Here is a 21504-nt window from a genome sequence, read left to right as displayed (position 1 = left end):
CGAGGGTGAACAAACGGATGCCGAACAATCCGCTGGGCCGGGGAAAGGGTGGGCGTGTGCCACGGGGAGAGAGCCCGCTGGACCCGGACGGCGGTCCGCTGTTCGAATTCGCGGCGCGTTTACGGAAACTGCGGGAACAGGCCGGCCGTCCCACCTACCGGGAGCTCGCGCGGACCACGCACTACGGGATCGCGACGCTCTCCTCGGCCGCGGCCGGACGTCAACTGCCCAGCCTGGCCGTCACTCTCGCCTATGTCCGGGCCTGCGGCGGCGACGAGCGGGAATGGAGGCTGATCTGGCAGCGGACGGCCGACGCGTGTACGGGCACGGAGGACCGGAAGCAGACGGACACCAAGGCGCCCTATGTCGGTCTGGCCGCTTTCGGGGAGACCGACGCCGGTTTTTTCTTCGGCCGCGAGAAAATCACCGGAAAACTCGTCGAACATCTGAAGGAAAAGCGGCTTCTCGTTCTGTTCGGGGCCTCGGGGTCCGGAAAGTCGTCGCTGCTGCGCGCGGGTGTGATCCCCGCATTTCCCGGTGTTTCCTCGCTGGTTCTCACACCCGGCGCGCATCCGCTGGAGGAATGCGCCGTCCGGCTCGCGGCCCGCGCCGACACCGGTTCCGGCCCGGTGCGCGCCGGCCTCGCGGACGACCCGGGCACCTTCCACCGGACGGTGCGGCGGATCCTCGCCCGGCAGCAGGAGGCGGGCTCGGCGGCGGACGGACTGCTCGTCGTCGTGGACCAGTTCGAGGAGGTGTTCACGCTCTGCCGCGACGCGCGGGAACGGGAGCGGTTCGTCGCCGCGCTCCTGCACGCGGCGCAGGTTCCCGACAGCCGTACGCGGGTCGCCATCGCCGTGCGGTCCGACTTCTACACGCACTGCACGCGGCTGCCCGGTCTCGTCGACGCCCTGCCCCACGCCCACCATCCCGTCGGCCCGATGACCGCCGAGGAGCTGCGGGCGGCGATCGTCCAGCCCGCCGCCCGCGCCCGGCTCACCGTGGAGAGCGCCCTGCTGGCCACGGTCACGGCGGACGCCCACGGCCGGCCGGGAGCGCTGCCCCTGCTGTCGCACGCGCTGCTGGAGACCTGGAAGCGGCGGCGGGGCAACGCGCTGACGCTGGCCGGCTACCGCGCGGCGGGCGGCTTCGAGGGGGCGCTCACCCAGACCGCCGAGGAGTTCCACCGCTCCCTGGGCGAGGGCCGCCGGCAGGCCGCGCGGCGGCTGTTCCTGCGGCTCGTCGCGCTGGGCGAGGGCACCGAGGACACCAAGCGCCGGGTACCGCGTCGGGAACTCGACGGCGGTCCGGACACCGCGTTCGTCCTCGAACAGGCGACCAGGGCCCGGCTGCTGACCGCCGACGGCGACCATGTGGAGATCGCCCACGAGGCGCTGATCCGCTGCTGGCCCCGGCTCGGCGGCTGGCTGGAGGAGGACCGCGCCCAGGAGCGCCTGCACCGCGCGCTCACCGAGGCCACCACGCTCTGGGAGTCCCTGGACCACGACCCCGACACCCTGTACCGCGGGGTACGCCTCGCCGCCGCGAAGGACCTCCCGCCCGAGGTGCTGACCGCTCGGGAACGCGCCTTCCTCGACGCCGGCGAGGCGGCGGCCCAGCGGGAGCACCGGCGGGACCGCCGCCGCCTGGGCCGGCTGCGCCTCCTGGTCGGGGCCCTGGCCGCGCTGCTCGTGTGTGCCGTGGCCGCCGCCGGTCTCGCCGTACGGGCCCAGGGCACCGTGACCCGGCAGCGCGACGAGGCGGTGGCTCTGCGGGCCGCCGACGAGTCCGTACGCCTCAGCCTGCGCGATCCGTCCCTGGCCGCCCAGCTCGCGCTGGCCGCCTACCGCCGCACCCCGCAGGACCGCACGCGGGACGCCCTGCTCACCACCCTGTCCGTCGCGTCACTCGGCACCGGACCGGCAGGCCACCACCTCGCCGGACGCGCACCGGCCGGTCCCCCACCTGCTCCGTCCACACCCGTCGGCCTCACACCGGCCGTGACCGCCGACGGCCGTACGCTGGCCATGGCCGACGGCCCGCGCCTCGTCCTGTGGGACATGCGGGACCCCCGCCACCCCCGCCGCCTCGGCACGGAAACCGGCGACGGCGTCGGCCTGAACGCGGTCGAGTTCACCCCGGACGGCACCACGCTGGTCGGCGCGGATGCCAACCGTATGCTCCGGCTGTGGGACGTGAGCGATCCGCGCCACCCCACGCTGCTGTCGAAGCGGCCCACGCGGCACACCGACTCGGTCTACTCCGTCGCGGTGAGCCCGGACGGCCGTACGGCCGCCACCAGCGGCTACGACGACACCGTCCGCCTCTGGGACCTCACCGACCCGGCACACCCCGGCGCGCTCGGCAGGCTCACCGGGCACCGGGGCAACGTCAAGCCCGTGGCCTTCAGCCCCGACGGCAGGACCCTGGCCTCGGGCTCGGACGACCGCACCGTCCGCGTCTGGGACGTGACCGACCCGCGACACGCCTCCCCCGTCGCCGTCCTCACGGGGCACCGGGACTTCGTGGACGCCCTCGCCTACAGCCCGGACGGCCGCACCCTGCTGAGCGGGAGCGACGACCACACGGCGAAGCTGTGGGACATCGGCGGGCTCCCCCGCCACCGTGAGCTGGGCGAACTGGCGGGCCACGCCGACATCGTCACCGGCGTGGCCTTCGCCTCCCACGGCCGCACGGCGGTGACCGTCGGCATCGACGGCGTGGTGAACGTCTGGGACGTGACCGACCGCGCGCGCCCCGCCCCTGTGGCCCACCTCACCAACCCTCGCGGGACGGTGAAGGAGGTGCGCCGGCTCGCGGCGGACGGCACGTTCCTCACCGTGACCGCCCACCGCAGCGTCCAGGTCTGGTACACCGACGTCGACCGGGTGCTCGCCCACGCCTGCGACCGGGTCCGCGGCACCATCAGCCGCGCCCAGTGGGCCCACCACTTCCCCCGCCTCGACTACGCCCCGCCCTGCCCGCGCCGAACGGCACTCGGTGTCGGCCAGCCCTCGTCGGGCCGTTCGAGGGAGACCGCGGGGAGCCTGCGGGCCAGCCGTGCGGGCAGCCACCAGGCGCGTTCGCCGAGCATCTGCATCACGGCGGGGACGATGAGGCAGCGGATGACCACGGCGTCCAGGAGGATCGCGACGGCGAGGCCGAGTCCGAACTGCTGGAGCATGCGTTCGGGGCTGAGGACGAAGGCGCCGAAGACGACCATCATGATGGCCGCGGCGGCGGTGATGACCTTGCCGGTGGAGGCGAGCCCTTCGCGTACGGACCGTGCGGGGTCCTTGGTACGGGTCCACTCCTCGTGGATACGGGAGACGAGGAAGACCTCGTAGTCCATGGACAGGCCGAAGACGATCGCGAAGATCAGCGCGGGGATGAAGGCCTCGACGGGGCCCGGCTGCACACCGAACCAGCCGTGCTGGAACACCAGGGTGATCACGCCGAGCGCGGCGGAGATCGACAGCAGGTTCAAGGCGGCGGCCTTGACGGGGATCCACACGGACCGGAAGACCAGCAGGAGCAGCAGCGAGGAGACCCCGACGACGACGGCCACGAACAGGGGCAGCCGGCCGGCGAGTGTCTCGGAGACGTCCTGGGAGGCGGCGGTGGCGCCGCCGACCAGCACCTCGGCGCCGGTGGCGTGTTCGAGGGGCGGGGCGACGTCGTCGCGCAGCCGGTGGACGAGGTCCACGGTCCCCTCGCTCTGCGGCGAGGTCGTCGGGTAGACGAAGACGGTGGACAGGGCGCCGTCCCCGGACGGCAGCGCGGGGCTGGCGGCGGCGACGCCGTCGGTGGCGGCGAGCCGGGCGCGGACGGTCCGGCCGGCGTCCCGGTCCCCCTTCACCAGGACGATGAGCGGACCGTTGAAGCCGGGCCCGAAGCCTTCGGCGAGGAGGTCGTAGGCGTGCCGGGACGTGGTCTCGGCGGGGTCGTTGCCGGAGTCGGCGAACCCCAGGCGCATCCCCAGCGCGGGCGCGGACAGGGCGAGGAGCGCGAGGACGCCGACGAGGAGGGTCGGCACCGGACGGCGCTGTACGGCGCGGGCCATGGCGCGCCAGCGGTTGCCCTCGGTCCTGCCCTTGCCGGTGTTCCTGTCCCGCTGCTTGAGGACGTGGCGCTGGATGCGCCCGCCGCACAGGGAGAGGAGGGCGGGGAGCAGGACGAGGGAGGCGGCCAGGGTGATCAGGACGGTGATGGCCACCGCGAGGGCGATGCCCTGGAGGGAGCCGAGGCCGAGGGCGACCAGGCCCAGCAGCGCGACGATGACCGTGCAGCCGGCGAAGAAGACCGTGCGTCCCGCGGAGTCGAGGGCTTTGCGGCCGGCCTCGGCGGGCGGGGCTCCGGCGAGGAGTTCGTGGCGGTAGCGGTAGAAGATCAGCAGGGCGTAGTCGACGCCGACCCCGAGGCCGACGAGCATCAGGATCGGCGGAGTGAAGTCGGCGACGGTGAACAGGTGGGAGGCCAGCGCGGTCAGGCCGATGGCGCCGCCGACCGCGAACAGGGCGGTGACCAGCGGCAGCGACGCCGCGAGCAGGGAGCCGAACAGCAGCACGAGGATGACCAGGGCGGCGACGATCCCGGCGAGTTCGGCGGTCGGTGCCGCCTTGTCCTCGGCGTTGCGGGCGGCCTCGCCGCCCACCTCGACCTGGAGGTGCGCGGTGGCGATGCTCTGTGCGACGTCGATGATCCGGGCGACGTCCGCCTTGGGGACGTCCTCCGTCTTGCCGTCCAGCGTGACGGTCGCGTAGGCGATCGTGCCGTCCTCGGAGACGGCCGAGGCGTCGGTGAAGGGGCTGCGTACGTCGGCGACGCCCGGCAACCGCTCCACCTCGGCCAGCATGGGGGCGACGCTCCGCTCCGCCTTCTCGATGCCGGCGGTGTCCTTGAGGACGATGTCGACGCTGTCGCCGGCCTGGTCGCTGCCGTGTTTCTTCAACAGGTCGGTGGCCGCCTGGGAGTCGGTGCCCGGCAGCGTGAAGTCGTTGCGGTACGCGGAGCCGGCCGCGGTGGAGCCCAGCGTGATGGCGGCCACGACGGCCACCCAGAGCAGGAGGGCGGTCCAGCGATGGCGCTGCGCCCAGCCGGCCAGCGCGCCGAACCGTCCGTCGGGCGGGGACGTGCGGTCCTGCGGCAGTGGGGTGGTGCGGGGCGGAGAGGACACGATGCCTACCTCGAATTCGACCGGTGACGACGGGACGCCTCGATCCTGGGCGAGCGCCCGGGACCCGGTCGTCGGCCCACGGCAGACAGCCGGCCTGCTCCGGTGGCGGGGGGTGAACTCCCCGCCGTACACCCGTGGTTGTACGTCCAGGCCGCCGCGTACCTCTCCGGGAGGCACTCTCGGAACCGATCCGGGCAACCCTGCGGGGTCCGCTCGTGGCGCGGGCAGAATGAGGCCATGCCGTCTCTCGATGCGACCCGTGTCCGCCTGCCGTCAGGTCCGCGTGCCGACGTGGCGCTCGCCGGGGTCGTCCTGGTGCTGGCGGGGGTGGCCGAGGGGCAGCGGCTGGGGCCTGACTGGTCCGCGACGCCCTCCGTGCTCGTCTCCTGGCTGCTGGCGGCGGCGGTGTGCGCGGCGCTGCCGCTGCGTCGGCGTCGTCCGGTGGCGGTGGGGTGGTTCACGGTGGCCGGCACCGGCGTCTACCACGCGACGAGCACGGTCGACGGCCCGCTCGTCGTGGTCCCGGTCGCCGCGTTGTACGCGCTGGCGGCCGGGGGGCGGATCAGGGAGCCGGTCGCCATGGCGGCGGTGATGGTCCTCGGGGTGGGGGCGGGGGCCCTGGCCGGCACGGGCGACCTGACCGGTACGGCGGCGTTCATGCTGGCGGGCTGGCTGGTGGCGGTGGTGGCGCTGGGCGCGATGCGGCACGGCCGGGTCGCCTACGCGGAGGAGGAGGCCAGGCTGCGGGCCACGCGGGAGCGGCTGCGCATCGCGCGGGAGGTGCACGACGTGATCGGCCACACCATGTCGATGATCCACGTCCAGGCGTCGTCCGCCCTGCACCGGCTGCCCAAGGACCCCGGCCTCGCCGAGGAGGCGCTGGCGGCGATCAAGCAGGGCAGCAAGGAGGGGCTGCGGGAACTGCGGGCCACCCTCGGAGTGCTTCGCCAGGTCGACGAGGAGGCGCCGACCGCTCCCGCGCCGGGGCTGGCCCGGATCGGCGACCTGGTCGCTTCGGCCTCCCGCGCGGGGATGGACGTACGCGTCGAGCGCACCGGCTCCGTCGCCGCCCTGCCGGCGGCGGTGGATCTCGCCGCCTACCGGATCGTGCAGGAGTCGCTGACCAACGCGGTCCGGCACAGCGGTGCGCGGCACGTCGTCGTCCGGCTCGATCGCGGGGAGCGGGAGCTGACGGTCGGTGTCCGGGACGACGGGAAGGGCGCGGTCGGGCACACGGCGGGCAGCGGGACAGCGGGCATGACGGACCGCGCGCGGGCGCTGGGTGGCACGCTGGACGCCGGGCCCGGCGAGGAGGGCGGATTCACCGTCGTGGCCCGGCTGCCGTTCGGCGGCCGGCGGAGCAGCCGATGATCAGGATCGTGCTGGCGGACGACCAGCGTCTCGTGCGGGCGGGCATCCGCGGCATCCTCGACGACGAGGACGACTTCCAGGTGGTCGCCGAGGCCGCCGACGGGCACGCCGCGCTCTCCGCCTGCCGCGAACTGCGCCCCGACGTCGTGCTGATGGACATCCGCATGCCCGGCATGGACGGCCTGGAGGCCGCCCGCCGCATCGCCGCCGACGAGCGGCTGACGTCGGTGAAGGTGGTCATGCTGACGACGTTCGACCTCGACGAGTACGTGTACGGCGCGCTGCGCGCGGGCGCCGCGGGGTTCCTCGTCAAGGACACCGAGCCGGCGGAGCTCCTGCACGCGGTGCGGGTCGCGACGCGCGGCGACGCGCTGATCAGCCCCTCCGTGACCCGGCGCCTCATCGCCGAGTTCGCCGGCCGCCCCGACCCCGCCCGCCGCCCCGACCCGCGCCTGGACATCCTGACCGGCCGTGAGCGCGAGGTCATGGCACTGATCGCCGCCGGCCGCACCAACGCCGAGATCGCCGCCCGCCTCGTGGTCTCCCCACTGACCGCCAAGACCCATGTCAGCCGCATCATGGCCAAACTCGGCGCCCGGGACCGGTCGCAGGTCGTGGTGATGGCCTACGAGTACGGCATGGTCACCCCCGGCCACCTCACGGACTGACCCCCGGTCACGTACGCCACAGCAGCCAGGTGTCGCCGTCGCAGTCTTCCTGGAGCGCCTGTTCCCCGTCGCCGCTGCCGGCGGGCAGGGCGACGCATTTACCGCTGTTGCGGCTGACCAGTTTCCATCCGTGCCGGGCGGTGTCGTAGCGGAAGCTCCAGAACTGGTCGGGGCGCCCGTCGCAGTCGCTCTGGATGAGACCCGCGGCGGCGATGGGGTTCCCCGGGGGCGGAGACAGGCACATGCGGCTGTCGACGTTGGTCAGGCGGAACAGCCCGGCAGGCAGCGGGGGCGGTGACGCCGGGGGCGTCGCGCTGCCCGGTGCCGGAGCCGACGACGACGGTGTCCCGCTCGGCGGTGGGGCGGCGGAGGGCGGTGACGGCACGGTGAGGACGGTGACCAGGATGCCGACCAGCGGAATCACGATGCCGACCAGCCACCAGGCCCACCTGGGTGGCTGCTGGGGCGGACGCGCGGTCGGCGCGCCCCCTGTACCCCCTTCCCTGCGACGTCTGCGGCACCCGTTGCTCCCCCCGCGAGCGTGTCCCCTGTGCACGAGCCGATACCACTGTCGCGCACTATGCAGCACACCCACGGAACGGGACCAGCCGGATCCCGGCCGCTGTGCAGCTCACCGGCGGGCCGGCTCCGCGTGGCCGCGGTCGCCGTCAGAGGGTCGAGCGCAGGTGGCTGACGGTGACGAAGTGGTAGCCGCGGGCCGTGAGGGTGCGCAGGATGTCGGGGATCGCGGCGACCGAGGTGGGGTGGATGTCGTGCATGAGGACGACCTTGTTGCGCCCGGCCTTGTCGATGACGGTCCGGGCGACCTTGGTGGCGTCGCGGTACTTCCAGTCCTCGGTGTCGATGTCCCACAGGACGGGCGAGAGCGTGGTCGCGGACTTGACCCTGCTGTTGACGGCGCCGTAGGGCGGGCGGAAGAGGGTGGGCTCCTTGCCGGTGGCGGCCTTGATCGCGGCGTTGGTGCGGCCCAGCTGGGAGGCGACTTGCTGCTCGGTGAGCCGGGTGAGGTCGGGGTGGTTCCAGGAGTGGTTGCCGACCTCGTGGCCGGCGCGGGCCTCGGCGTGGACCAGGTCGGGGTGGGCGGCGACGTTCTGGCCGACGACGAAGAAGGTGGCGCGTGCCTTGTAGTGCGCGAGGTAGGTGAGCAGGGTCCCGGTCTCCGGCACGGCGGGCCCGTCGTCGAAGGTCAGCGCGAGGCACTTCACCTTCGCGCAGTCGGTGTCGTCGTCGCCGGACGCGGTGTGGGTGGGCACCGGCGGCTCGGGCGTGTGTGTGGCGCCCAGGTCGAGCGGGCCGCTGGGCGTGACGGTCTGCCGCTGGGCGCGCGCGCCGAACGCGGACAGCCAGGGCGTGACCGTCTCCTTGGGGAGCACCACCACGTAGCTTCCGGCGGCCGGGGCGCCCACGTCGCCGCGGTCGAAGCCGATCCGCAGCGCACCGGCCGCGGTGAACTCCATGTCGTCCAGGACCGCTTCGAGGGAGGCCGGGTCGGTGAGCGCGGTCTCGTCGACGCCTTCGCGCCCCGTGAGCCGCTTCCTCACCTCGGTCAGGAAGGCGCCCCGTGAGCCGTCCGCGACGAGCCCGAGGGCCGTCCGGTGGGCGCGGGCCTCGCCGTCGTACCAGTACGTCGTGCTCGACAGCCCGGACCCGGCGGCCCCGGTGTCGTGGGTGGTGAGCCGGACGCCGAGGACGTCGCCCGAGGCGGCCAGGAAGTGGTGGCTGATGTTGAACTCGGGGGTTTCCCGGCCGGCCGTGCAGCCGGTGGAGCGGAACGTGGCGAGGCGCTGCTCGACGTACTTCTTCATCGCGGCCGTCATCGCCTCGGCGCCCGGTACCGCCGGGTAGCTCGTCGCGAAGGCGCAGGAGAGCTGCTCGCTGCTGTCGCCGACGATCTTCAGCCCTTCGATCGCCGACGGATCGACGCCGCGGGCGGGAGCGGCCGGGGAGGTGGATGCCTCCGTGGGCAGCGCCGAGTCCCGGGCACCGGAGGGATCGGACGAGCAGGCCGCCGTGAGGCCGAGAGCGCCCGCCAGCAGGAGCGACGGGAGGACGGAGTGAGTGCGCATGGGCACGACTGTGCAGGTCACAGCCATTTTTCAGCGACCCTCACCGCCCCTGTGAAAAAATATTCCGCTACGGGCGGGGGCACAGTTCGCGGTAGGGCGCGTCGGGTACGTACGTCCGCCACCGCGCCGCGCTCAGCCCGCCGCCCGTGCGCTCGCAGACGGTGCGCACGGCCTGTCGCGGGTCGAGGGTCAGATGCCACAGCGGGACGTGGGGGCCCGCGGCGTGGAGGGTGGCGCTGTCCGGGGTGAAGGCGAGGGAGCGGATCTCGTCGCCGGGTGAGGGCAGGCCGGTGCCGAGGGGCTGTCCTCCCCCGGTGTCCCACAGCCGCAGGGTTCCGTCGGCGCCGCCGACGGCGAGTGTGCGGCCGTCGGCGGAGAAGGCGAGTGCCTCGACCGCTTCCGGTTCGCCCTGGGTGACGGTGTCCGCGGTCCCGGTCAGCGCGCCCGTGCGGTCGCGCAGGCGGCCGTCCCAGAAGGTGACGTGGCCGGTCTTGTCGCCGACGGCCAGCCGGGTGCCGTCCGGGCTGAACGCGAGGGCGGTCACCTCGCGGCCGTCGGCGAGCGCGCGCCCGGTGACCTTCCCGGTGCGCGGGTCGGCGTACCGGTCGTCGGAGCCGACGGCCAGGTCTCCGTCCGGCCGCACGGCCAGCGTCCGGCCGGTGAGGCCGCGCAGGGTGCCCGTCCGCCGACGGGTTCGGGTGTCCCACGTCTCCGTCGTGCCGTCGGCGCGGGCGACGAGCAGGGTACGGCCGCCGGGGCCCGGGGCGAGCGCGGTCGGGGTGCGGTCGGCGGCGCCGGAGGTGTCCAGGACCGTACGGGGCTTGCGGGCGCGGACGTCCCACACGGTGAGGCGCAGGCGCAGGGTGCCGTGCGCGGAGAACGTGTCGGCGACGGCCAGGGCCGTGCCGTCCGGGCTGAAGGCCAGGAGCGGAACCTCGCCGGCCAGGGTGCCGAGGCGGGTGCTGGCGAGGGTCGCGCGGGTGCGTGTCGAGAGCAGGTCGAAGCGGTAGCCGCCGCCGGAGCGGGTGAGGGTGGCCAGCGTGGCGCCGTCGGGGCCGAGCACTCCGGCGTCGGTGGCGGTGCTGTGCCAGGGCTCGCTGAGGAAGTCGGCCAGGTCGAGGGTGTGGACGGTGGCGCCGTCCAGGTAGCGCAGCATATGCCGTCGGCCCGGGTCCCAGGTCAGCCCGTCCGTGCCGGCGCCGGACAGGGGCTGGCGGAACACCTGGGTGCCGCCGGTGGCCAGGCGCCACACGGCCAGCGCCTGCCCGTCGGACGTGACGAGGAACTCCCCGTCCGGGGAGAGCGCGGCCTCGGTGAAGCCGGCGTCGCCGGCGCTCGCGAACTCGTCGAGCGTGCGTCCGGTGCGCACGTCCCAGACCCGGGCCGTCGTGCCGGAGACGGCGGCCAGCCGGGTGCCGTCCGCGCTGAAGCGGAGCAGGCGGGTGCCGCCGTCCGCTCCCGAGCCGGTGCCGCACAGGGTGCTGTCCGCTTTCTCCCACTCGCCCGGCAGGCGCTTGGCGTGGGCGGTGTCCCACAGCTGGAGGGGGCCGTCGGCGGGGCACAGGGCGAGCAGCCGGCCGCCGGGGCCGACGGCCGCCGTGGAGAGGGCGCGGGTGAGGCCGGTGGCGAAGAGGGTCCTGCCGTCGGCGGTGCGGTGCAGCCGGACCGTGCCCGGCGCGTCCACCGGCCCGGTGAGGTAGGCGCTCCCGTCGGACGCCCTGGCCCGGAGGGACACGCCGTCCAGGTCACCGGCCGTGTTCCGGGACGGGTTCCACAGCTTCTCGGCGCCGTCCGGCCCGGTGACGTCGAGGTACGGCGAGCCGGGGCCCGCGTCGGCCACCTCGGTGCCGGCCGGCAGGCGGTAGGTGGCGGTGGCCCGGTGACCGGCCACGTCCCACAGGGTCACCGCGGTGCCGTCGACGCTGATCAGGGTCCGGCCGCCGTCGGTGAGGAAACGCCGTACGTCGTCGCTGGAGCGCGGGTCGGTGAAGGCGTCGCGCTGCGGCTGGGCCAGCGCGCCGAGCAGCGCCGAACGGGACTCGGTGAGCGGGGCGATCCGCCAGGCCGCGACCCCGAGGAGGGCGGCGGTCCGGGGGTCGGTGGACCGCAGCCCGTCGGACACGGCGGCCACCCGGCGGGCGGCGGCCTTCGCGGCCTCCTGCCTGCTGACGCGGTCGCGCTCCCAGGCGACCAGGGCGGCGATCAGCGCCAGCACGAGGACGGCGGACAGGCCGACGACCAGGGAACGCGTACGGCGGGCTGCCCGGGCCTCGGCCCGGCGCTCGGTCTCCCGGGCGGCCAGGGAGGCGGTGAGGAAGGCACGCTCGGGGGCGGTGAGGTCGTCGTCGGGGGCGGGGGGTGTGAGGGACGGGCTGGGCAACGCCGGCTCGGGAGCCGCGAGTGAGGCGGTGGGGGACGCGGGTTCAGCGTCGGTGAGGTCGCCGTCCTGCGCCCCGGTCGTGAGGGACGCGCCGCAGCCTTCGTCCGGCTCCCGCCCGAAGAGTTCCTCGGCCCGGGTCAGCCGCTCGCCCCGGTACAGCGCGCCGGGGTCGTGGTCCAGTTCCGTCCAGCCGCGTGCCGCCTCCGCCAGGCTCCGCTGCGCGCGCATCCGGTCCCGGTTCTCCTCGATCCAGCCGGAGAGCCGGGGCCAGCCGGTGATCAGCGCCTCGTGCGCGAGTTCGACCGTGTCGCCGTCCAGGGTGATCAGCCGGGCGTCGGCGAGGTGCTCGAGTACCTCGCTGTCGCCGAGTTCGGCGCGGGAGGCCGGGCGGCGGGTGTCGGCGGTTCCTCCCCCGGGCTCCCGGCTCCGGTCGGGCAGGGGGGACGCCCATCCGGGGGCGATCAGCCGCAGCAGGACGCGCCGTGCGCTGCGGGCCCGGTCCGGGGGCAGTTCGCCGTACACCCGCTCGGCGGTGGCCGCGATCGCGCCCCGTACGCCGCCCGTCTCCTCGTAGGCGGCCAGGGTCAGCAGGCGGGCGCGGCGGCGGCGCCAGGTCTCCAGGAGGGCGTGGGAGAGCATGGGCAGGGCGCCCGGCTGGTCGACGACCTCGTCGATCACGCGTGCGGTGAGGGCGCGTTCCACGTTCAGGCCGGCCGCGGCGGCCGGTCCGGTGATCGCCTCGCGCAGTTCGTCCCGGGTCATGGGGCCGACGAGCAGGCCGGAGCGGGCGACGGCGTCGGCGAGGTCGCGGTGGGCGGCGCAGTGGCCGTAGAAGTCGCCCCGGACGGCGATCACGACCCGCAGGCGGCTGTCCGGGCGGCGGGCGGCGAGGAGCAGGTCGAGGAACCGGTCGCGTTCCGCGCGGTCCGGGCAGAGGGTGAACACCTCCTCGAACTGGTCGACGATCACCCAGGTGTCCAGGTCGCCGTCGCGCGGGACGAGCGCCTCGGCGTGGGCGGAGGCGGGCCGCTCGCCCGGGGTGAGGACGCGGATCACGGCGGGCCGCCGCTCGCCGGCCTCCTGCCGCAGCCGGGGGATCAGCCCGGCCCGCAGCAGTGACGACTTGCCGCTGCCGGACGGTCCGAACACCGCCGCGAACCGCTGCCCGCGCGCCAGCTCGGCCACCTCGGTGACGAGGGCGTCGCGGCCGAAGAACAGGTCGCTGTCGTCCGCCTCGAAGCGGGCCAGCCCCCGGTAGGGCGGGCGTTCGTCCGGCGCGGGCGCCCTGAGCAGCGCGTCCGTCTCCTTCCAGCGGCGTTCCCAGTCGTCCGGGTCGGCGTCCAGCGCCTCGGCGTACGCGCGCACCACGGCGAGGGACGGCAGCTGGTCTCCGGCGGCGGCCTGGGACATGGCGGTGATGGAGTACCCGGCCCGCGCGGCCATCTCCCGGTACGGCGGCTTGCCCGCCCTCGCGCGGAGTTCGCGCAGCTCGTGCGCGAACCGCTGCGCGGGTCCGGCACCGGGGTCGACCGGTTTCTCACGTCGTCCCACGGGTGCCTTTCCGATGTCCGAGGCCGGTCCTGAAGCGGCGGGGCAGGCGCCCAAGCTACGTTTCCGCCCGATCTCACCGCAATTCGCGGACCCTAGCCCGCGTGCTCGGCATGCCTGCTGATCAGCCCCTCGGCGGTGTTGTCGGCGGAGTCGATGCCGAGGATCTCGGCGCCGTCGAACGCGGCGGTCTCGGCGGCGCGGCGGAACATGGCCTCCTCGTACTCGGTGAGCGCGGTCTCCGGGTCGCCGGGGTGTGCGGCGAGGGATCGGGCGAGTTCGGCGCCGTCCAGCATGGCGAGGTTGGCGCCCTCGCCGTTCGGCGCGGCGAGGTGGGCGGCGTCGCCGAGCAGGGTCGCTCCGGGGACCCTGTCCCACCGGTGCCCGTCCGGCAGGGCGTGGTGGGGGCGCAGGACGGGCGGGGTGTCGGTGTCGGTGATCAGGGCGGTGAGTTCGGGTGCCCAGCCCGTGAACTCGGCCGCGATGCGGGCGGTTGCGGTGGCGGCGTCGGTGAAGTCGATGCCGGTGAACCAGTCCAGGGGCTTGGACAGGGCCACGTACATGTGGAGGGTGTCGCCGCTCTCGCGGTGGGCGAAGATCTCCCGGCCCGGTGAGGGCGCGATCATCATGCCGCCGCCGACGGTCTTCGCGGCGGCCGGGTGCCGGGTGTCGGCGTCGAACAGGTAGGTCTCGACGAAGGACGTGCCCGCGTAGGAGGGGACGGCGCCGGAGAGCAGCGGCCGGACCCTGGACCAGGCGCCGTCCGCGCCGACCAGGAGGTCTGTGACGGTGGTGGTGCCGTCGGCGAAGGTCACCTCGTGGCGGCCCTCGCCGAGGGCGCGGACGTCGGCGGCCCTGTGTCCCCAGCGGACGGTGCCGGGCGGGAGGGAGTCGATCAGCATCTGCCGCAGTTCGCCGCGCATCGCCTCCGGGCGCCCGCCGGTGCCGTCGTCCGCCTGCTCGAACCGGACGGTGCCGTCGGGGTCGAGGACGCGCATCGCCTCGCGTCCTTCGAGCACGATGGCGCGGAACTCGTCCGTCAATGCGGCTGCCTGGAGGGCGAGTTGCCCGTTGTCCTCGTGGATGTCGAGCATTCCGCCCTGCGTGCGCGCCGACGGGGAGGGCTCCGCCTCGAAGACGACGGCGGGGATGCCGTGGACGTGCAGGACGCGGGCCAGGGTGAGTCCGCCCAGTCCGGCGCCGATGATCGTGACGGGTGTGCGCATGGTGGCTCCTTCGGAAGCAGGGCCGCCCGGTGGGTCGCGGGCGGCCGTCTCCGCAACGGTGCCGACCCGGGCCGACAGATCACCGACAGCCCCGACAGGGCTCCGACATGACGCCGACACCGCGGGCCGGGCCGGTCGCTTCGACGCTTCGTGTGTTCCGGACGACTTCTTCATCGGTTCTTCATGAGGTGCCTCCTACGGTTCCGGGTGACAGCGGCCGACGGCGCGAAGGGGCGAGCGGAGCTATGCGGGGACACTGCGGACGGACCGGCCGGTTACGGCTCGTGGGGGCGGCGTCGGGGCTCGTCCTGGCGCTCGCCGCCTGCGGTGGCGGGAGCGGGGACGAGGCCGAGGTCCCGTCGGTGCGGGGGTCGTCCCCGTCCGCGGCGCGGAGCGGCGGCGCGGCGGGCGGGGACGATGTCGCCGAGTACGTGCGCGGGCAGCGGGCCTGGGTGGCGTGCCTGCGTACGGAAGGCGTCGACGTACCGGACCCGGACGCGCAGGGCCAGGTCGACCTGGGGGACGCGGCGGCGCGCAAGGCCGACAGCACGTTCCGGGCGGCGTCGGAGAAGTGCGCGGACGTCAAACCGCCGGTCCCGGAGAGCGTGCTGGAGAAGCTGCGCCCGGAACTGTCCGACCAGCAGAAGGAGACCCAGCGCCGCTACGCCGCCTGTATGCAGACCAAGGGCGCCCCGGACTTCCCCGACCCGGGCCCCGACGGCTACCCCCCGGAGGACGCCCGGTGGAACCAGACGTCGGCCGGCGCCAAGCGGGCGATCCGCGCCTGCGCGCCGGTCATCGGGGACCCGGCCGCCCAGCCGACGACCAAGGGATGAGCGTGGAGCCGGCAGCCGAGCCCGGCTCGGACGTCACGGACGCAACGGCGCCGAGACCCCGTCGCCGTACCGTCCTGGCCGTCGGGGCGGTGGCGGCCGTGACGGCGGCGACCGCCCTGAGCGCGCTGGCACTCGGCGAGACACGGGACGTGCCCGCCCCGGCCGCCTCCGCGTCGCGCGCGGGCGGAACCGTGAGCGTGCTCCGGGAGACGCTGGTCGACCGGAGCACCGTCGACGGGGAACTCGGGTACGGCGCCGAGAGCCCGGTGCTGATCAGGGCGACGGGCACGGTGACCTGGCTGCCGAAGCCGGGGACGACGGTGAAGCGCGGCTCGCAGCTGCTGCGGGTCGACGACCGCCCGGTCGTGCTCCTCTACGGCGACCTGCCGATGTACCGCGAGCTCGGCCCTCCGGCACCGCCACCACCACCGGCCGCGTCCTCCCCCGCACCGGACAGGTCCCCGGCCCCCTCCCCCTCCCCCAGCGCCGCGCCGGCCCCCGTCCACGGCAGGGACATACGCCAGTTGCAGACGAACCTGCGGGCCCTGGGCTACTCGGGCTTCACCGTGAACGGCGTCTACACCTCGGCCACCGCCCGGGCGGTCCGGCGCTGGCAGCGGGATCTCGGGATGGCGGCCACGGGGAAGGTCGGCCTCGGGGACGTCGTGTACGCGTCCGGGCCGGTGCGCGTCTCCGGCGCGAACGTCCGCCTCGGCGCCCCGGTGCAGCAGGAGGCGCTGCGCTCGACGGGGACGGTGCGCCGGGTGACGGTCTCCGTGCCCGTCGAGGAGGGTTCCTGGGCCGTCGAGGGCGCCCAGGTCACCGTGCGGTTGCCCGGCGGGCGCTCGGTGGCGGGCGCGGTGACCGGCGTGGGGCAGCCGACGGCCGGCTCCGAGGCGTCGGGCGGCGCGGAGACCGTGCCGGTGACGATCGGGGTCCGGGACCAGAAGGCGCTGGGCCAGGTGCGCCGGGCCCCGGTGACGGTGACGTACGTCCGCCGGCAGCGGAAGGACGTCCTCGCGGTGCCGGTCGCCGCGCTGGTGGCCCTGGCGGAGGGCGGGTACGGGCTGGAGACCTCGTCCGGCGCGTACGTCCCGGCGCGGACCGGGATGTTCGCGGACGGCAAGGTCGAGGTGAGCGGCCCGCAGATCCGTGCGGGCATGAAGGTGAGGGTGCCGCAGTGACACGGGTCGTGGTGGAGTTCCGGGCCGTCTCCAAGGTGTACCCCGGCGGGGTGACGGCGGTCCGGGAGGTGGATCTCGTGGTGCGTGCCGGTGAGATGGCCGCCGTCGTCGGCCCTTCGGGGTCGGGGAAGTCGAGCCTGCTGCACCTGATGGGCAGCCTGGACCGGCCGTCGGCGGGTCGGGTCCTGGTGGACGGCCACGACATCGCCGCCCTGTCGGACCGGGAGCTGTCCGCGCTGCGGGCCCGGCGTATCGGGTTCGTGTTCCAGCAGTTCCATCTGCCGCTCGGCGTGCCGGTGCTGGACGCGGTGGCCGACGGGCTGCTGTACGCGGGTGTCCCGCTGCGCAGGCGTCGGCGGGCGGCGGCGGAGACGCTGGACAGGGTGGGGCTCGGGCACCGGACCGGGCATCTGCCGCACCAGTTGTCCGGCGGTGAGCGCCAGCGGGTGGCCGTCGCGCGGGCCGTGGTCGGCGAGCCCGCGCTGCTGCTCGCGGACGAGCCCACCGGCAATCTGGACTCGGCGAGCGGCGCGGCCGTCCTGGAGCTGCTGCGGGAGCTGAACGCGGGGGGCACAACCGTCGTCGTCATCACGCACGACCAGAAGATCGCCGCCGCGCTGCCGCGGTGCGTCGAGATGCTGGACGGCCGGGTCGTCGCCGATCGCGCGCCGGGCCGCGCCGGTTCGCGCGAGCGGAGCCCGGCGTGAGCGGGGAGCGGCTGCGGGCGGCCCGGCTGCGGCCGTCGGACCTGCTGCGGCTGGGCGGGACGGGGCTGCGTACCAGGCCGCTGCGGGTCGTCCTGTCCGCGCTGGGGATCGCCATCGGCATCGCGGCGATGATCTCGGTCGTGGGGATCTCCTCGTCCGGGCGGGCGGAGGTGGACCGCAGGCTGGACCGGCTCGGCACCAACCTGCTGCGGGTCGCTCCGGGTCAGGCCCTGGACGGCGGGCAGGCCCGGCTGCCGGCCGAGGCTGTGGCGATGATCCGCAGGATTCCGCCGGTACGGCAGGTGGCCGCGACGGGCGCGGTCGACTCGGCCCACGTGTACCGCACCGACCATGTGCCGGTCGGCCGTACGGGCAGCATCGCGGTCCTGGCCGCCCAGCCCGAACTGCCGCGGGCCGTGGGCGCCCGGGTGGGCACGGGGGTGTGGCTGAACGCCGCGACGCAGCGCTACCCCGGGGTGGTGCTGGGCGCGCAGGCGGCGCGCACGCTGGACGTACGGGTCCCGGGCACCCGGCTGTGGCTGGGGGGTACGTGGTTCTCGCTGGTGGGCGTGCTGGACCCGGTGCCGCTCGCGCCGGAACTGGACGCGGCGGCCCTGGTCGGCTGGCAGGCGGCGGTGACCTACCTCGGCTTCGGCGGCACCCCGTCCACGGTCTACGTCCGGACGCTGGACAGCCGGGTCGCGGACGTACGGCAGGTGCTGGCGGCGACGGCGAACCCGCCGGCGCCGGGCGAGGTGCGGATCTCGCGGCCCTCCGACGCGCTCGCGGCCCGGGAGGCCACCGACGAGGCGCTGTCGGGGCTGCTGCTGGGGCTGGGCGGGATCGCCCTGCTGGTCGGCGGGCTCGGGGTCGGCAACACGATGGTGATCGCGGTGCTGGAGCGGCGCACGGAGATCGGCCTGCGCCGGGCGCTGGGGGCGACCCGGGGGCAGATACGCGGGCAGTTCGTCACCGAGTCGCTCCTGCTGTCCGGGATCGGCGGGGCGGGCGGGGCCGCCCTGGGCGCCGCCGTCACCGGGGGGTACGCGCTGTGGCGCGACTGGCCGGTGCTGGTCCCCCTCTGGGCCACCGCCGCCGGGATCGGCGCGACCCTGGTCATCGGGGTGCTCGCCGGGCTGTACCCGGCGGTGCGGGCGAGCCGGATGGCTCCCACCGAGGCGCTGGCGACATAACCGGCCAGTTTTCCGTGAACACGCCATCCTTTACTGGAACTTGGCACTCCGGAAGCGGGAAACGGAAGCGACGGGGAGAACGGCCGTTCACGGAGGTTCGCACGCCGCACGCACGGCGAATATGAAACGGAATATGGAGCATATCATTCCCGGAGATCAATGAGCGGAACTGCCCGAAATCCTCCGTTGACGCACCGGAAGACATTGCGAATTATCTTCCCCAGATCCATTCGGATCGGTGTAGAACACAAGGAGGGGAAATGCGATTCACGAGGAAGGCGGCTGCGGTGGGGCTGGCCGCCGCCGCACTGCTGGGCGGCGCGAGCGTGCCGGCCGTCGCGGCGCCGGCGGCGTCCGGCGCGAGCGTCCTGGCGTGTCCGGACAACAGCTGGTACATCGCGGACGGCAGGACCGGCTCGACCACCACGAACGGCGTCAACATCCGCTCCGGTCCTTCCACCGGCTGCACGGCCCTGGGCCAGGCCCAGGCCAGCCACAACCTCAGGTACGACTGCTACAAGTACGACAGCGGCTACACCTGGACGCACGTGCTGGACCGCACCACGGGCATCTCTGGCTGGATCAGAGACGACCTGCTCACGGGCGGCGGCGCGTACTACCTGTGCTGATCCGTCTGTTCGCCGCCGGCTGACGGCGGCGCGGTTCCGTCCCCGGTCGAAGCGGCCGGGGACGGGCCCCTCCCGTCGAACGCGGGAAGATCCACCGTGAAAGTCGTCCCGACGCCGACCGTGCTCCGTACGGAGATATATCCATCGTGGTCCGTGACGATCTGCCGGGCGATGGAAAGGCCGAGTCCGCTGCCTCCCGTGTCCCGTCCCCGCGCCGCGTCCGCGCGCCAGAACCGGTCGAAGAGATACGGCAGCTGCTCGGCGGGAATTCCTTTTCCGGTGTCACCGACCCGGATTTCTACGCGCGCTCCTTTTCTGGCCGAATTCAGTGTCACCGTTCCCCCGGACGCGGTGGCCCGCACCGCGTTGGTGATCAGGTTCCCCACGACCTGCCGCAGCCGGCCCGGGTCCGCGAGCACCACGGTCGGCCCCTCGCCCTCCCCGTGTTCCACGACGATCCTCGACGACGCGTTCTCGGCGAGCGCCCGGTGCGCCGCGCGGCAGGTCTCCAGGACGTCCCGGACGTCGACGGCGGCCCGGTGGTAGGTGAGCGTCCCCGCCTCGGCCAGCGCCAGGTCCTGGAGGTCGTCCACGATCCGCTGCTGGAGCAGCACCTCCTCGTGCAGGGAGTCGAGCAGCGCGGGTTCCGGTTCCACGACGCCGTCGCGCAGCGCCTCCAGGTAGCCGCGCAGGTTGGCGAGCGGGGTGCGCAGTTCGTGCGCGATGTCGCCGACGAGCCGGCGCTGCCGCTCCTCGCTGGACTGGAGGGAGTCGGCCATCCGGTTGAAGGACCGGCCGAGTTCGGCGATCTCGTCCCGGCCGCCGCCGACCGGGACCCGCCGGCCCAGGTCCCCGCCGCCGAGCCCCCGCGACGCCTCGGTGAGCGCGCGCACCGGGCGCAGCACGGCCCGGCTCAGCAGGAGCACCACCGCGACCGCCGCCGCCGCGACGCCGGCCGCGACGGCGGCCGTGGGGCCGACGGCGAGGCTTCTGACCGAGGTCTGCGCGCCGAGGCCGACGCGCAGTTGTCCCGGGGCGATGTCGGCGGTGCGCCGGCGGAAGACCTGTTCCAGGCAGGGGGCGAGTGCCGGGGCCGACCGTGCGCGGCAGCTCTCCGCCGCGTCCAGGTGCTGCTGGAACTCCGCACCGGAGCCGTGCTCGCGCTCGCAGGCTGTGGCCGGCTCGCCGGTGTGCACGGGGATGCCGTTGCGGTCCATGCGGTAGGTCACGTCCACCCCCGAGCGGGTGAGGCAGACGGCGTAGGCAGTGCCGGTGCGGTAGTCGTCGATGGCCGTCGCGGTGAACTTCACCAGGGACAGCGGCTGGGCGTCCGCCGCGAACCGCAGGGCGGGGCGGGGGTCGACGACCACCGCCGGGGCCGTCGAGGCCGGGCGGGAGGGCAGGCCCAGGAGCGTGTCGGAATCGGCCAGCAGGATGCCGGAGTCGTCGCTGACCAGGATCCGCTGGCCGGTGCGTTCGGCCAGGGAGCGGACCGTGGCGGCGACTCCGTCCCACGTGCCGTGGGCGAGGCCGTACGCACGCAGTCCTTCGGTGATCCGCAGGACGTCCTGCTGCCGGGCCTCCGCCGACTCCCGTACCTGTGTGGTGGCCTGGCGGAGGGTCAGCCAGGCGGTGGCGCCGGTCGCCGCGACGGTGACCAGCATGACCAGGACGAACACGCGTCTGCGGAAGCCGATCCGTAAGGGCGTTCTCACCGCTGGGGCTCGATCATCCGGTAGCCGCGCCCGTAGACGGTCTCCACGTAGCAGGGGCGTCCGGGGTCCTCCTCCAGTTTCCGCCGCAGGTTCACGACATGGGCGTCCACCGTGCGTTCCAGCACGTCGTGGTCGAAGCCGAAGGCCAGGTCGATGATCTGGGCCCGGGTGAACACCCGGCCCGGTTCGGCGGCGAGCACCCCGAGGATGGCGAACTCCTTCGCGGTCAGCGCCACCGGGCGGCCCGCGACCGCGACCTGGAAGCGGGCGCTGTCGATCTCCAGGTCGCCGACCCGCACGACGGCCGGCCCGTCCGCGCCCGCGCCCTTCTTGGCCCGCCGCAGCAGCGCCCTGACCCGCGCGGCCAGCTCCCGTGGGCTGTACGGCTTCGTCAGATAGTCGTCCGCGCCGAGGTCGAGGCCGAGGAGCTTGTCGTCCTCGGTGCTGCGGGCCGTCAGCATCAGGATGGGCACGTCCGACTCGGCCCGCAGGATGCGGCACACGTCCAGTCCGTCGACCACCGGCATCATCACGTCGAGCACCACCAGATCGGGCCGCAGCGCCCTGGCCCGCTCCAGCGCCGACCGCCCGTCCCCGACCACCTGGACCGCGTTGCCCTCCCGCTCCAGGTAGATCCGGATCAGCCGGGCCTGCATCGCATCGTCCTCGGCGACAAGAATTCGGGCGCTCAACGTGGCTCCTCAGCGGGACGGTTCGACGAGTCGGCGTACGGGTCCGCAGGCGGCTGGAACACCGTAGTACGCCCTCGCGCCCCTTGGCTTCC

14 protein-coding genes and 1 pseudogene are annotated in these 21504 nt (G+C 74.4%); 8 read left to right on the top strand and 7 right to left on the bottom strand.

Annotation, left to right across the window (positions count from 1 at the left end; genetic code table 11):
- Positions 1-17: 17 nt before the first annotated feature.
- Positions 18-2726, top strand: a pseudogene (locus tag PV682_RS33160) (nSTAND1 domain-containing NTPase); the annotation flags it as partial.
- 239 nt (positions 2727-2965) lie between these two features.
- Here PV682_RS33160 and PV682_RS33155 read toward each other — a convergent pair.
- Positions 2966-5104 carry an MMPL family transporter gene (locus PV682_RS33155; protein ID WP_319735518.1) on the bottom strand — a complete coding sequence of 713 codons (2139 nt, stop codon included), beginning with the start codon at positions 5102-5104 and terminating at the stop codon, positions 2966-2968.
- Between the two features lie 309 nt (positions 5105-5413).
- Here PV682_RS33155 and PV682_RS33150 point away from each other — a divergent pair, with 309 nt between their 5' ends.
- The gene (locus PV682_RS33150; protein ID WP_319735470.1) at positions 5414-6547 is read left to right on the top strand and encodes a sensor histidine kinase; all 1134 of its coding nucleotides are present in this window, start codon (positions 5414-5416) and stop codon (positions 6545-6547) included.
- Positions 6544-7215, top strand: coding sequence for a response regulator transcription factor (locus PV682_RS33145; protein ID WP_319735469.1), 672 nt, complete (start codon positions 6544-6546; stop codon positions 7213-7215). The genes PV682_RS33150 and PV682_RS33145 overlap by 4 nt, the downstream gene beginning before the upstream one ends.
- A 7-nt stretch (positions 7216-7222) precedes the next feature.
- Here PV682_RS33145 and PV682_RS33140 read toward each other — a convergent pair whose 3' ends face one another.
- From PV682_RS33140 to PV682_RS33125, 4 genes are all read right to left on the bottom strand, one after another.
- A complete protein-coding gene (locus PV682_RS33140) occupies positions 7223-7639 on the bottom strand; it encodes an RICIN domain-containing protein (RefSeq protein WP_319735468.1) in 417 nt (138 codons plus the stop codon).
- Positions 7640-7883: 244 nt separating this feature from the next.
- Complete coding sequence (locus tag PV682_RS33135; protein WP_319735467.1) at positions 7884-9302, bottom strand: polysaccharide deacetylase family protein; 1419 nt, start codon at positions 9300-9302, stop codon at positions 7884-7886.
- A 67-nt stretch (positions 9303-9369) separates the two neighbouring features.
- The gene (locus PV682_RS33130; RefSeq protein ID WP_319735466.1) at positions 9370-13233 is read right to left on the bottom strand and encodes an nSTAND1 domain-containing NTPase; all 3864 of its coding nucleotides are present in this window, start codon (positions 13231-13233) and stop codon (positions 9370-9372) included.
- A 92-nt stretch (positions 13234-13325) separates the two neighbouring features.
- Positions 13326-14456 carry an FAD-dependent oxidoreductase gene (locus PV682_RS33125; protein WP_319735465.1) on the bottom strand — a complete coding sequence of 377 codons (1131 nt, stop codon included), beginning with the start codon at positions 14454-14456 and terminating at the stop codon, positions 13326-13328.
- 245 nt (positions 14457-14701) lie between these two features.
- Between PV682_RS33125 and PV682_RS33120 the strand changes: the two genes are divergently transcribed.
- The 5 genes from PV682_RS33120 (at position 14702) to PV682_RS33100 (ending at position 19005) form a co-directional block, all read left to right on the top strand.
- On the top strand, positions 14702-15292 hold the full coding sequence (locus PV682_RS33120; protein ID WP_319735464.1) for a hypothetical protein: 591 nt from the start codon (positions 14702-14704) through the stop codon (positions 15290-15292).
- Positions 15289-16476: a peptidoglycan-binding domain-containing protein gene (locus PV682_RS33115; protein ID WP_319735463.1), complete on the top strand. Its 1188-nt coding sequence runs from the start codon at positions 15289-15291 to the stop codon at positions 16474-16476. Before PV682_RS33120 ends, PV682_RS33115 begins: the two co-directional genes overlap by 4 nt.
- A complete protein-coding gene (locus PV682_RS33110) occupies positions 16473-17183 on the top strand; it encodes an ABC transporter ATP-binding protein (protein ID WP_319735462.1) in 711 nt (236 codons plus the stop codon). The genes PV682_RS33115 and PV682_RS33110 overlap by 4 nt, the downstream gene beginning before the upstream one ends.
- Positions 17180-18376, top strand: coding sequence for an ABC transporter permease (locus PV682_RS33105; protein ID WP_319735461.1), 1197 nt, complete (start codon positions 17180-17182; stop codon positions 18374-18376). The genes PV682_RS33110 and PV682_RS33105 overlap by 4 nt, the downstream gene beginning before the upstream one ends.
- Positions 18377-18636: 260 nt before the next feature.
- A complete protein-coding gene (locus PV682_RS33100) occupies positions 18637-19005 on the top strand; it encodes an SH3 domain-containing protein (protein ID WP_319735460.1) in 369 nt (122 codons plus the stop codon).
- On the opposite strand, the gene PV682_RS33095 is transcribed toward PV682_RS33100, so the two are convergent.
- Entirely contained in the window at positions 18993-20720 is a 1728-nt protein-coding gene (locus PV682_RS33095) for a sensor histidine kinase (protein ID WP_319735459.1), read from the bottom strand. The two genes, PV682_RS33100 and PV682_RS33095, sit on opposite strands and share 13 nt — an antisense overlap.
- Positions 20717-21412 carry a response regulator transcription factor gene (locus PV682_RS33090; protein WP_319735458.1) on the bottom strand — a complete coding sequence of 232 codons (696 nt, stop codon included), beginning with the start codon at positions 21410-21412 and terminating at the stop codon, positions 20717-20719. Before PV682_RS33090 ends, PV682_RS33095 begins: the two co-directional genes overlap by 4 nt.
- Between the last annotated feature and the right edge of the window lie 92 nt (positions 21413-21504).

The organism is Streptomyces niveiscabiei, from assembly GCF_033794345.1.
Taxonomy (GTDB): domain Bacteria; phylum Actinomycetota; class Actinomycetes; order Streptomycetales; family Streptomycetaceae; genus Streptomyces; species Streptomyces niveiscabiei.
The sequence above is the reverse complement of the archived record's forward strand: the minus strand, read 5'-3'. Positions and strand labels throughout refer to the sequence as shown.